Genomic DNA, 13,513 nt, shown 5'->3' on the forward strand with positions numbered 1-13,513 from the left:
CCCAAATTTTATCATGAAACTCGGTGCAAATTATTTAGGCGAAAATCGCTGTGAATTTCGCGTCTGGTCGCCATTAAGAGAAACCGTTTCTCTCAAAATTGTGTCTCCCGAAGAACGATTAATTCCCTTAGAACGAGATGAACAGGGATATTGGAATGCAACGGTTGAAAATATTCCCCCAGGAACCCGTTATTTTTATCAATTAGAGGGTCAATTTACCCATCCTGATCCTGCTTCCCATTCTCAACCGGAAGGGGTTCATGGTGCATCTGAAGTCATCGATCAAAATACCTTTGTTTGGCAGGATCAGAACTGGAAAACAATTCCGTTAGATGAATTAATTGTTTATGAACTGCACGTTGGTACGTTTACCCCAGAGGGAACCTTTGAAGCCATTATTCCGCATCTTCCTGAATTATTAGACTTAGGAATTAATGCCATTGAAATCATGCCCATTGGTCAGTTTCCCGGTGATCGCAATTGGGGTTATGATGGTGTTTATCTGTACGCGCCTCAAAATTCTTATGGCGGAGTAGAAGGGTTAAAACGTTTAGTAAATGCTTGCCATCAGCAAGGCGTTGCGGTGATTTTAGATGCGGTTTATAATCACTTTGGCCCTGAAGGAAATTACATGGCAGAATTCGGCCCCTATTTTACTGAACGTTATCGAACTGCTTGGGGTTTTGCGATTAATTATGATCAAGCTTACTGTCAGGGGGTGAGACAGTTTGTGATTGAAAACGCCCTGTATTGGTTAGGAGATTTTCACATTGATGCGTTGAGATTAGATGCGGCTGATAACATTTTTGATCTCGGTGCTAAACATATTTTAAAGGAATTAGCTGATAATGTAGCCGAATTCTCTCAACAGCAAGGACGAAAGTTTTATTTAATGGCAGAAACCGATTTAAACGATGCAAAATTAATTCGTTCTAAAGCGGTCGGAGGGTATGGGTTAGATGTGCATTGGTGTGATGATTTCCATCATGCCATTCATACCGTATTAACGGGTGAAAATATGGGGTATTATAAAGATTATGGTCGCTGTGAGCAGTTAGCCAAATCTTACCGAGAAAGCTTTATTTACACTTGGGATTATTCCCCTAACCGTCAACGGTTACATGGAGAGTCGGCAATCGATTGTCCTCCCTATCAATTTTTAGTATTTAGTCAAAATCATGACCAAGTTGGCAACCGTTTACTAGGAGAAAGGTTAACGGCTTTAGTCTCTTATGAAGCATTGAAGTTAGCCGCCGCCACGGTATTACTGTCTCCTTATATCCCCTTATTATTTATGGGGGAAGAATATGGGGAACCTGCACCGTTTCAATATTTTATTAGTCACTCCGATCTTGAGCTAGTTGAAGCTGTGCGAAAAGGGCGAAAAGCTGATTTTGAAGCGTTTCATCTGGCAGGTGATCCTCCTGATGTTCAAAGTCGAGAAATCTTTGATCAATGTAAGTTAAATTGGAACTTAAAACAGGAAGGAAAGCATAAAATATTATGGGAATTCTATCAAAATTTGATTCGATTACGGCGGAGTATTCCAGCTTTAAAATTACGCGATCGCAATCATCAAGAAGTCCAATGTATTGAGGAAGATAAATTATTAATCTTCCGGCGTTGGTTTGAAGATCAGCAGGTTTTATGTCTGATTAACTTTAGCAAAAATCCGGTTTCCTACAGTCCTAATTTAATCGGTAAAACTTGGCATAAGCTTTTAGATTCTACCGATGAAAAATGGATGGGTTTAGGATCAAATCTACCCGAAACGTTAACGGATACTTCAGAATTAACCTTAGTTCCTGAAAGTTTTGTCTTGTATGAAACTTAATTGTTGTTTTGCTCAATTCTAACGAGATATAGCAAGTTTAAATCAGTTGTAGAAATGACTTAAAATCCAATTCATCGTAGGGGCTTGTGTCCTTTCTCGCCCTAACACTGGGATTTGTGTCCATTTTTGAGGATTAATAATCCTGATGATGATGGTACAATCCATTTAAACTTGCTATATCTACCTGTTAATTCCTCGTAGCATCGCTTGTATTGGGACTTGCCATAAATTCTCTAAACCCCAAATATATTGCAGATAACTGAAAAAATTGAAGAGGTTAAAATTATCCGTATTGACTGTTCTGGAATATTGAAAATATCTTTTTTTTAAACGATTTAAGGCGGTATTTTTTTTACTCGTTATCACCTGATCTTCCTGATCTTCAAATTTAGAAATTGATAATTTTTCGAGTTCGGATAAAATTGAGGATAAGATCGGTAAATTGAGAATTTCCTGTAACTGTATCATCCTCGATTTTAATTGTAAAATAAAACGGTATTTTTTAGCTAATGTTAGCAGTCGGTCTTTATCAATTTCAGATGGGTATGATTGAATAATAATCGTAGCATCTGCTAACCGACTAATCGGTAAAATTAGATTTGTTAATCCTCCAAATACACAGGTATAAAATAACTGGTCAGTTGTAGATAAAAGATAAACGGGAAAATCGTTGACTTGAGTTAATATTGCATTCTGCCAAAACTCAGTTTCCACATTTTCATTAAAACCATCCGCGAAAAGATGCCAACGAAGACTTAAATATTGCTTAGATTCATTTTCAAATCCAATATAATGGCTAAAGGGGATAGTGGGATTCGGAATTTTTTCTTTTGGTGTCCAACCCAATTTTTGTAATAATTTTATAGAGTTTAAAACATTTTTTGAGTTAATTAAAAACTCGAGATGATTCATATAACGTAGACCATAATCTTGATAATAATGCAAATTTAAAGCGGGATCTTTAAGCAGCATAATTTTAATATCAGCTTCTTGAAAAGACCCTAAAATAGAGCGAATTTGTTGAAACCAAACTTGATTTTCAACCCAGGTACGTCGGTAAACTCCCTTAAGCCTGCCAATGTATGGATCTGTAACATTATGAGCGGATAAATTACGATAGAGTAACGGTAATAACCGATAAGATTCTTGATCTACATCATCAATATTGACTAATGTTCTCCATTTTTGCCAGGAATTAATGGCTGCTTCACCTTGTAAAACTGCGGCTTGCAAAAGTAATTGTGGCTCTTGATTTAGATTAAAATTCATGGTATACTTTTAATTAATTACGGTACTTTAATCCCTGGAATATTAACTCTAATTCGGTAAACTGAAGTGCAAGCAGTGATATAAAGACTTTGCCCATCTTCATCTCCCCAAGCACAATTTGCAGGGCGTTCAGGAGTGACAATTGTTCCTAAATGATTGCCTTCACAATCAAACACCCACACCCCCCCTGCTCCAGTACAATAGATGTTTCCCTGGACATCAATTTTCATGCCATCCGGTGAACCGGGTTCCTTGATGTTCATATCGTGAAACACACGACTATTAGCAAGTGTACCATCAATTGTGACATCAAAAACTCGGATATGACGACATTGTGAATCGTCAATATAAAGCTGTTTTTCATCCGGTGAAAATGCCAAACCATTGGGTTTAGAAAAATCATCGGCGAGGAGAATGATTTCTTGATGATCTGGCGGAATTAAGTAAACTCCTTGGATGGGTTGTTCTTGTTGTTCCGGTTGAATTCCATAAGGAGGATCTGTAAAATAAATTGCACCGCTACTTTTAACCACAACATCATTAGGACTATTGAGTTTTTTGCCTTGAAATTGATCAGCTAAAATCGTAATTGAACCGTCTTTTTCGGTACGGGTAACTCGGCGCATCCCATGTTCACAGACAATTAATCGTCCTTGTTTGTCCCTGGTTAAACCATTAGAATTATTACTAGGTTTTCTAAATATTTTTACCTCTCCATTAGGAGTCAACTGCAAAATTTTGTTAGCGGGAATATCGCTAAATAGTAGATGCTTTTCTTCATCTATCCAAATCGGCCCTTCAATAAACTGAAATCCGGTAGCTACACGATCGATCTTTACTTTCTTAGGAAAGAGATTTCTAAACCCTTGAGATTTGGCTTCTAATCGACCCGATGCTAATTTTTGGGGAAAAGTCGAACCTAGTTTTTTTATCTGTCTATTGACCCATTTGGCGATACGCAACATTATATTTCATCCAAATAAACAGTGCTTTTTTATTGAGGTTGCTGCTGAAATACACGATAATTAAATAACGATAATCCCCCATCAATTTTAATGATACTGCCAGTAGTAAACCTGGAAAAATAATCAGAAGCTAGATAAACAGCCGCTCTGCCGATATAACAAGGATTAATAGAACTTTTATTCAGGGGCGTATACTCGTGGCTGAATGGATTTCCTTGCTCATCTTCTAAAACCCAACCTGGAGCAATTCCATTTACTCTGATTCCGTAGGGAGCAAATTCTACCGCTAATTCTTTGATAATCATGCCTAATGCTGCTTTTGAAGAACTATAACTAGGCCAGCGAACAAGTATTTCTTGGTGTATAGAAGTCAGAAAAATAATAGCACCCTGAATAGAATTATTTACCATCATTTTGGCGATACGTTGGGTGAGGTACATCGGCCCCAATATATTAGTTTGAAAGGTTTTCTGCCATTCTCCAAAATCCAAGTTATTGATCCCAATTGTTTCAAATTGAATTCCTACATTATTGACAAGAATATCAATTATGATTTTTTTCTGATCCAAAATGCTATATAAATAATCAATATCTTCAGGCTTTGATATGTCGGAAACAAAGCTTTTTACCTTAACTGGATAAGTATTTAATTCTTCTTCTAAGTTTAAACATCCTTCCTCAACAATATCGGTGAAGAAAATATTGGCGCCTTGTTTGGCCATTTCAATAGCAATACTTCTACCAATATTTCTTGCTGCTCCGGTAATCAAGACATTCTTTCCAGCTAAAAGCTGATTATCTAAAACTACAGCAGGATCTACTGTTTTGACAAAAACTTTTGGTTTGAGCGTAGGCATCGGATTAAGGAAGGCTTTGGATGCAGCTTTGAAACGAGTTTTGATGTTGTTTAGCCGAGTTTTTAAATTCATATCCGTCGATTATTAGCCACCAATTTCAATATCCTAACCTTTAGCACGGCGGCGGTCTAGTGATGCTTTCAAAATTTGAAGATATTCAGTTTGGTATTCGCGTTGTTTAATTCCCTTATTGGTTTCATGCAGTCGCCGTTTGGCTACTAATTCGGGTAACATCATCGTTTGGAGTCCTAGCTCTGTAACACGCACCTGCCAACTAGCGAATTCGGCTAATTTCCACTGAGTTTCAAATAAGCCAACTTGAAAAAAAGAATCCCGTTTGATTAGCAATGCTGAAGGAATATGTCCTGGTACTAATTTAGGAGAAACCTGTAGTTTTGCTTCCAGATTTTCCCCCAATTCTGGACTAATAAACTGTTGAACCTGTCCGTATACGACATCAAGATTGGGGTTATTAGTAAATGCTGCCATTTGCTTGGTTAATTTATCTTCTACCCAAAGGTCATCTGCGTCGAGAAAGGCAAAAAAATCGCCTTTGGCTAATTCTATTCCTCGATTACGAGCCGCCGCCGTACCGCTATTGACTTGAAAACAGTATTGCACTGTAGTACCAAAGTGCTTTGCTACTTCTGCACTGCCATCAGTTGAACCATCATCTATTACAATAATTTCTAGTGGCTGATAAGTTTGATCTAGTACGCTTTCGATAGCTTCTGCTAGATACTTTTCGCAATTGTAGACTGGTATAATTACGCTCACCAACGGGGTATAGTTCATTTTTTCCATTTCCTTTACTCAGGGTTAGATAGCTTCTGATTGCGTTTTCGCTCAATTGATGACCTTAAAATGCCCATAAGTTCTGAGTTCATTTCTTTTGTTTGATGGGATAAATTAGAGTTATGAATACGCTTATATAAAAGGACTTCGGGTATAATCGCAATTACAATACCCCCATCTTTGGCGCGAAAAAACCAGTCAGCATCATTGGTACGTCTGTAAGTTGGATCGAAATTACCAATTTTTTCAAACACAGTTTTACGGACAACTAAAGCACTGGGAATATAGCCTGCTACATCTGCATCTATTTGCTCTTTTTTTAACCACGAAGGCCAATCATTGTCAGATTCCAAGAAGTGACGCATTTGGCAAATTGTAGCCTCTATATGAGGGTGTTGAAGAAGATAATTAACTTGCAAATTCAATTTATTAGATGTCCACAGATCATCAACATCTAAAAAAGCAATCAACTCCCCCTGAGCAACTGAAATTCCCGTATTTTTTGCTGGCCCGTTACCTTGATTGTTTTGATAAATGTAGCGGATTTGTTGATCAGATCGCGCTATATTAGCACTATTATCAGTTGAACCATCATCAACTACGATAACCTCGATTGGTCGATAGGTTTGTGCCAAAACACTTTCGATTGCTTCAGCCAGATGGCGATCGCCGTTAAAAACTGGTATGATTACGCTGACTAGAGGGTTATTTTCTTTCATTATCCTATACCGTTTGCATCAGAGAATTTTGGCAGTTGTGTAACTAATCCATTCTTTTGTTCTTTGTGCGGAGGCGCTACACCAATGTAGTCTTTCATATTTGGCAATTCATTCGAGCGCGTAAAATCTCCTTTCTGTCGGCATCGATCCAAATGTTTTTTATAAATTCTTACAAACCCCAATTCAACTAACTTTTTACCCTTAGTCATGTTGTCATCGTGCTTTCTATAAAATAGAGTTACTTGATCGAGCACCACTTTAGATATATTACTTTCCCAGGCTTTAAAAAATAAATCCATATCTTCAGCATACCGTAGTGTTTCATCAAATAAGCCAATTTTTGCAAACAGGGACTTTCGATATATTGAGCTACCTAAGTTAACAAATTGATAGGGATTAGAAACTATTTTAAAGATTGAGTGACTATTTTCAGGCTCTTCAAAACGCTGAATTTGTTGGATTAATCCCTGGACAATTTCTACCGAAGGATTATTTGCTAAGTAATTTGCTTGCAGTTTCAGTTTATCATCCGACCAGAGATCGTCAACATCTAAGAATGCAATTACATCACCATTGGCTACTTTTATACCGTGATTGCGAGCCGCTGCTGGCCCACTATTTTGCTGGTAAATATAGCGGATACTGGCCTTAAATTGGGAAGCTATTTCCGCCGTTTTATCTGTTGAACCATCATCAATGACAATTATTTCTAAGGGCTGATAATCCTGATTTATGACATTTTGGATGGCTTCAGCTAAATATTTTTCTCCGTTATAAACCGGAATGATAACGCTAACAAATAATGGCTGATTTTCCATTGCTTATTGCTGGGTAATGAGGTTGAAAATGACTTGAGGAATTTGTTCTAAATCAGTGCCGAGTTCTAGATAATAAGCAGGAACTTGTTGCAAAACTTGCATCATAATTTGGCAAGCTTCTTTACCAGAACCTGGTAGTTGAATCATGGTACTGGGGACGAGTGAAGCTAAAGCAGCAGCAGCAGAGGTGGCTGTTAAGGAGGTATCTGTTTTTCCCGTAATGCGCGGCATTAAAACTGCACGGATGGGGAATTGTATCAATATTTTTTCGGGGAAATGGTCGTTAATGAAATAAAGTGCTTTTTCCTCTGAAAGGCGATCTCGATTACTGATAGCCGTCGCCAAAAAGGGTAATCTGTTCACATCATCGGCATTTTTTTTGCCCGTGTTGTAGATGCTAAATACCGTCGGGGTTGGTTCGGGGGAGATGAGACTGTAATCGTCGCTGGCATAAAAAAGCTGAGAATTCAGGCAAGTTAACGCTGTTGTCGATTTACCAGAACCTCCTTTTCCGACTAGCAGTACGCCACCCGATGGGAGTCCGACAGCACCACCATGAACTAGCTGAATTCCCCGCTTACTCATCCAGACGTTTAAAATTGTCCGTAGAGGAGATCCGCTTTCCCAATAAGGAATCCGATCGGCGTTTTTAACCCAATAAATTCCCAAATTGCGATCACTATCCAACAGACTTAACACAAATGTACCCCATTGGAAACTGGTGTGAATGCGATCGCTATTGTAACCGTGAATTTCTCCGCGCTTGGAAAGATAATCGTTTTTCTGCCAAGGTGGAGGAGGCATTACGGTATTTGTCGAGGTGCTATCCCACAAACAAATTGTAAGTGCTGGATCAGAAAAAGGTTCTGTTTCTAAGTGTGCTAAAGCCGGAGTTATGTATGGAATTAAGGCACCACCAGCAAACCGCAACCGAATTTTAAACCCTGCTATGCAGTAAAAACGGTCAATACAACCCCCAGCAGAAACCTCAGCTTTTTCATAGAATTCATAAACAGTATTGAAAAAATCTAAAGGGTCTTTCTGAGCAGAATGATCAATATTTTCAAATGTATTTGTAATCATCTGATTTTTGGGACTCAGCGACAATGATTAAAAAATGGGGAGGAAAAACCCTCCCTTTTTTGAAGCAATTAAACTTCAACTTTAGCACTCGGCCAACCGATTTCCTCGTCAACTTCATGGATAGGATCTAAAGCCAGTAGTTCTTCCATATCCGTGTATTTCTGTAAGCTGGGAGGTTCAAATTTTAATTTTTCTAAGTTAGGAAGGGTTGGAGTTAGATCGTTAGGGTTGTTGTGACTGTCTACCCCATCTCCTGTATTGACAACAATTAGTTCTTCCTGTTGTAATTGTTCGATAAAATGATTAACTGCATTTTCAATAATGGTGTGTTCACCCTCATAGCGCTGAATGATTTCTGATACAATATCGCCTCTGGAAAGACCTCTAATCAAACCGTCCCAAATATCTGCACCCACTTTAACTAAACTAAAATAATCTCCCTGCTCCAAGTTGACAACAACGACTTCACCATCAATAGTTTCATGAACAACTTTGGGCGTATTGGCATTAAATTTTTCGTCTGGATTCATCATTTTTGCTCTGGTTTTTGGGTGGATAAACTCAGTTGTATTTAACTATCTTTAACCTTACTATAACCTTAGATGAATGTCAAGTTCATTTTCCGTGAATTTGAGATTTGATTCGCAAAAAAGTGTTGTTTATTTTGACTCAATAAAAAAAGCCATAGTGTTACCTTCCTTTAAATATTTAAAGCTTTAAAGGATTAAAATTTCTCTTTTAAGAGGGGAGTAGATGACACCCAAAAACTTTTAGAAAATTGAAACGATGTTCAGTTATTTCTTAACTTTTTTAACAACCTGCTCTATTATTAACCGTAGGGGTCGCAGCAGATAGTAAATAAAAGCGGGAAATTTCGCTAAGGGAAGTACCAACCAATCAGTCGTTGTTGGTGTAATTGCAACCTGGACAAAGTATCGCACCTGATCTTGAAGTCGTTCTCTGACTTTGATATGAAAGCGGGTCGTTGAACCATCTTTAAACGAACTATCGACTTGATAAACAAGCTGTTTGTATACTTGATTAGCTAGGGATTCTACTTCTGGATCGGCTTTTATTTTTTGTAAGATATCCTGGGGTAGAATTGTTCCTAAAAGATGATCAGCAAGGGTTAAACCTAAAAACAACATTCGTTGACCGCCTTTTTCTGTTGCTTTCTCGATTAATTTTGCCCAGTCTAATTGGGGATGAGAGCGAATATATTCAGATAAATCGCAGATGCGAGCCAGTTGTGTCCAACACTCTTTGGTTCCGTGTCCTATAATTGCCAAAACTGTATTTTCTGGCGATAGATTGGGTATTGTTTTCCCCGCAATAACAACAGAATCTAAGTTTTCCCATAACCCCGAATCATCAATAGGAAAAGAAAAATACTGTGGCATAATTCCCCAGTGAAGTTCTACCAATATTTCTTTTTTAGGGTGAAGAAATGGGTAGGCAGCTTCGCGGACAAATTGATAGATTTGATCTGATCGCAAAAACACTTTTTCCTGTTCGAGGGTTAGTTCGACGCGCTCAATTTTCATTTGATACCCCTCAGATAAAAACAGTGCTTTTGATTGTTCAATATCTGGAGTATGAATGAGAATATCTAAATCGCTGAATTGTCGGAGTAGCAAATTCCCATAAGCAGCCGCTGCTAATACAGGCCCTTTAAACGGAAGAAGGGGGATTCCTTGGGTTTCAAACAAATTCAACAATCTGACCAGTTCACCACTCAATAACAGGCTTTTGCGAGTATTAAACTGAAACTCTAGTCGTAACTTTGTCAAAATCGGTTTGGGAACGGCTTCTGGACAAATCCCATTCAGGTTTGAGTACAAAAGCGGCATCACCTTATGGTAATTTGCCATCTCTATCAACTTGACCCAATCTATATTCTCTTGCAGTAAAGTTTTCAACCTTTGTCCGCTTTCTGCGCTTATCTGGGTATTAGCACAAATTAGCAATACTTCTAGTTCATGCTGAACTCCCACCGATGAAAACCAACGCGGTGATTTTAGCAACATTTGGCTCCAATTGTCTGGCTATCACTCCATTAGTAACTTAAGTTTTGGCTTAACGCAAGTTACCCGTGAAACCTATCGAGATGTTCCCTGGGATTCAGAATATCGCCCCATTTCCTTCACTAGCGCAAAAATTAAAAAAACACAAATCATCTCCAACATAGTCCGCCTGAAAAAATCAAAGAAGATTTGAGATTAATCCGCTAAACACTATTTTCACCCTAGAGATAGATACCTAAGATCAATCATACAAGTTAAAATCAGCCTGATTTTTCCAATTTCATTTCAATAATTATTATGCGAATTCCTCTAGCTACCTACCGGATTCAGTTTAATCCCGATTTTAATTTTAATCAGACTAAAGAGATTATTGCTTACTTACAGGAGTTAGGGATTTCTGATTTGTATGCGTCTCCAATTTTTAAAGCTCGAAGCGGAAGCACTCATGGCTATGATGTTGTTGATCCGAATCAATTAAATCCTGAACTAGGAACGCAGGAAGATTTTGATCAATTAATGGAAGAAGTTAAAAATAATGGCATGGGATGGTTACAGGATATTGTTCCCAATCACATGGCTTATGATAGTCAAAATCAATATTTAACAGATATCTTTGAATTTGGTTCTGATTCGGATTATTTAGAATTTTTCGATATTGATTGGAAACATCCTTATAGTGATTTTCAAGGTCGTGTTTTAGCTCCCTTATTAGGAGATTTTTATGGCAATTGTTTAGAGAATGGACAATTAAAAATTTCTTATGGAGAAGCAGGGTTATCCGTTAATTATTATAGTTTAAAGTTTCCGTTAAAAATTGAATCCTATACTTATTTAATCACTCCTCGTTTGAAAGAATTAGAAGACCGATTAGGACGAAGACACCCCAATGTAATTAAATTGTTAGGGGTGCTTTATGTGTTGAAAAATATTCCCCATGAAGAATCCAGTCAAGATCGGCGATCGCAAGCCGTATTTGCAAAAGGATTATTGTGGGAACTGTATCAAGAAAATAGCGATATTCAAAAATTTATTGATGAAAATATTGAATATTTGAATGGAAAAACAGGCGATACTGAAAGTTTTAACTTCTTAGATCAACTACTATCGGAACAATTTTTCCGATTATCCTATTGGAAAGTAGGCGCAGAGGAATTGAACTATCGACGGTTTTTCACAGTTAATGAATTAATTAGTGTCAAAGTTGAGGATGAAAAAGTTTTTAATAAAACCCATGACCTAATTTTAAAATTTGTTAGATCGGGGAAATTTACCGGATTAAGAATTGATCATATTGATGGATTATATAACCCCCTACAATATTTACAAGGAATTCGAGAAAAAGTCGGAAATGTCTATCTAACTGTTGAGAAAATTTTAGATGTTGAGGAAGAGTTACCGAGTAATTGGCCAATTGAAGGAACTTCAGGCTATGAATTTTTAATTTATCTGAATAGTTTATTTTGTCAACGTCAAAATGAAGATCGCTTCAGTCAAATTTATCGAGATGTAACAGGTTTAAGTGCTTCCTTTAAACAATTATTAATTGATAAAAAACGTTTAATTGCAGATCGGAACTTAGCGGGAGATGCAGATAATTTAGCAGGATTACTGAAACGGATTGCGGGTCAATATCGTTATGGACGAGACTTTACATTACAGGGGTTACAAACTGCCATTTTAGAGGTATTAGTGCGGTTTCCAGTTTATCGAACTTATATTAATGAAGGTCAAGTTAGCGAAGAAGATCGCTATTATGTTCAGTTTGCGATTCAAGAAGCGAAAGGACAACATCCTGAACTGATTAACGAACTCAATTTAATTGAAAAGTTTTTATTGCTAGAATATGATGATTATTTAAGCGATGAAAATAAACAGTTATGGCTGCATTTTGTCAGTAAGTTTCAACAGTTTTCGGGGCCATTAACAGCAAAAGGTGTAGAAGATACACTGTTCTATGTGTATAATCGTTTCGTTTCTTTAAATGAAGTTGGAGGCGCACCTCATCAATTTGGAATTAGTTCTGATATGTTCCATCAGTTTAATAAAAAACGGGCTAAAAGTTGGCCCCACACGATGAATACAACCTCAACCCATGATACCAAACGGAGTGAAGATTTACGCGCTCGATTAAACGTAATTTCCGAGATTCCTGATGAATGGGAAGCGCAAGTCAGAACTTGGATCGCGTTAAATCGGGACAAAAAAATAGAAACCGAAGGACGGATTATTCCTGATGGAAATGATGAATATTTCTTGTATCAAAATTTAATCGGTTCCTATCCCTTTTATGAAACAGAATATCCTGAATTTGTAGAACGAGTTAAACAGTTTGCAATTAAAGCCGTAAGAGAAGCAAAAGTTCATACCGCTTGGTTGCGTCCTGACTCGGTTTATGAAGAAGGCTTTTTCACTTTTGTTGATAAAATTCTCAACCCTTCGGAGGACAATCAGTTTTTACAAGAGTTCAGAAATTTTCAACAAAAGATAGCTTTTTATGGGATGTTTAATTCCCTCTCTCAAACTTTAATTAAAATCACCAGCCCCGGTTTACCCGATTTTTATCAAGGAACAGAACTTTGGGATTTAAGTTTAGTTGATCCTGATAATCGTCGTCCCGTTAATTATCAAAAACGGATGCAGTTTTTGGAGGAGATTAAACGCCGTTCTCAGGAGGATACTTTGTCTTTAATTGAGGAGTTAAAAGCAAGTCCTGAAGATGGACGGATGAAGTTATTTTTAATCTATCAAGGGTTAATAGTTCGCAAACAATATCTGGAAGTTTATCAACAAGGAACTTATATTCCCTTAGAAATAACAGGAGACTATGCTGAACATATTTTAGCCTTTGCTCGAACCTATGGTCAACAAATTATTATTACCGTTGTTCCTCAATTTTTAACAAATTTAGTTGAACCCCAACAATTTCCCTTGGGTGAAAATATTTGGAAAGATACAGCCATTGAAATACCGGAAGATTGGGAAACAGATTGGAAAAATACCCTAACAAATCAATTGATTAAAGGCGGTCATTCCTTAAAAATTGGTGATATTTTAACGGTGTTTCCTGTGGCTTTATTAACGAGTTGTTAGATAGGCTTTTTACTCAGGGTCTTGATTTTATCCGCTCTCGGTTGTCAAACCCTCTCAAA

11 protein-coding genes are annotated in these 13,513 nt (G+C 37.4%); 2 read left to right on the top strand and 9 right to left on the bottom strand.

Annotation, left to right across the window (positions count from 1 at the left end; all coding sequences use genetic code 11):
• Nucleotides 1–13 precede the first annotated feature (13 nt).
• Nucleotides 14–1,834 (top strand): malto-oligosyltrehalose trehalohydrolase, encoded by a 1,821-nt coding sequence (gene treZ / locus PL9214_RS16260; RefSeq protein ID WP_072719804.1) that lies wholly within the window; start codon nucleotides 14–16, stop codon nucleotides 1,832–1,834.
• A 180-nt stretch (nucleotides 1,835–2,014) separates the two neighbouring features.
• On the opposite strand, the gene PL9214_RS16265 is transcribed toward treZ, so the two are convergent.
• The 9 genes from PL9214_RS16265 to PL9214_RS16305 form a co-directional block, all read right to left on the bottom strand.
• Complete coding sequence (locus PL9214_RS16265; protein ID WP_072719805.1) at nucleotides 2,015–3,103, bottom strand: nucleotidyltransferase family protein; 1,089 nt, start codon at nucleotides 3,101–3,103, stop codon at nucleotides 2,015–2,017.
• A 17-nt stretch (nucleotides 3,104–3,120) separates the two neighbouring features.
• A complete protein-coding gene (locus PL9214_RS16270; protein ID WP_083580053.1) occupies nucleotides 3,121–4,068 on the bottom strand; it encodes an SMP-30/gluconolactonase/LRE family protein in 948 nt (315 codons plus the stop codon).
• Between the two features lie 29 nt (nucleotides 4,069–4,097).
• Nucleotides 4,098–4,997 (bottom strand): SDR family NAD(P)-dependent oxidoreductase, encoded by a 900-nt coding sequence (locus PL9214_RS16275; RefSeq protein WP_072719806.1) that lies wholly within the window; start codon nucleotides 4,995–4,997, stop codon nucleotides 4,098–4,100.
• A 33-nt stretch (nucleotides 4,998–5,030) separates the two neighbouring features.
• Entirely contained in the window at nucleotides 5,031–5,729 is a 699-nt protein-coding gene (locus PL9214_RS16280) for a glycosyltransferase family 2 protein (protein ID WP_245824266.1), read from the bottom strand.
• Nucleotides 5,730–5,734: 5 nt separating this feature from the next.
• Nucleotides 5,735–6,439 carry a glycosyltransferase family 2 protein gene (locus PL9214_RS16285; RefSeq protein WP_072719807.1) on the bottom strand — a complete coding sequence of 235 codons (705 nt, stop codon included), beginning with the start codon at nucleotides 6,437–6,439 and terminating at the stop codon, nucleotides 5,735–5,737.
• A complete protein-coding gene (locus PL9214_RS16290; protein ID WP_072719808.1) occupies nucleotides 6,439–7,257 on the bottom strand; it encodes a glycosyltransferase family 2 protein in 819 nt (272 codons plus the stop codon). Before PL9214_RS16290 ends, PL9214_RS16285 begins: the two co-directional genes overlap by 1 nt.
• 3 nt (nucleotides 7,258–7,260) lie before the next feature.
• On the bottom strand, nucleotides 7,261–8,340 hold the full coding sequence (locus PL9214_RS16295) for a hypothetical protein (protein ID WP_072719809.1): 1,080 nt from the start codon (nucleotides 8,338–8,340) through the stop codon (nucleotides 7,261–7,263).
• 68 nt (nucleotides 8,341–8,408) lie between these two features.
• Complete coding sequence (locus PL9214_RS16300) at nucleotides 8,409–8,873, bottom strand: PqqD family protein (RefSeq protein ID WP_245824267.1); 465 nt, start codon at nucleotides 8,871–8,873, stop codon at nucleotides 8,409–8,411.
• A gap of 261 nt (nucleotides 8,874–9,134) precedes the next feature.
• Entirely contained in the window at nucleotides 9,135–10,367 is a 1,233-nt protein-coding gene (locus PL9214_RS16305; RefSeq protein WP_083580054.1) for a nucleotidyltransferase domain-containing protein, read from the bottom strand.
• A 294-nt stretch (nucleotides 10,368–10,661) separates the two neighbouring features.
• On the opposite strand from PL9214_RS16305, the gene treY reads away from it, so the two are divergent.
• A complete protein-coding gene (gene treY, locus PL9214_RS16310; RefSeq protein ID WP_072719812.1) occupies nucleotides 10,662–13,454 on the top strand; it encodes a malto-oligosyltrehalose synthase in 2,793 nt (930 codons plus the stop codon).
• Nucleotides 13,455–13,513 lie beyond the last annotated feature (59 nt).

Source organism: Planktothrix tepida PCC 9214 (genome assembly GCF_900009145.1).
GTDB lineage: Bacteria > Cyanobacteriota > Cyanobacteriia > Cyanobacteriales > Microcoleaceae > Planktothrix > Planktothrix tepida.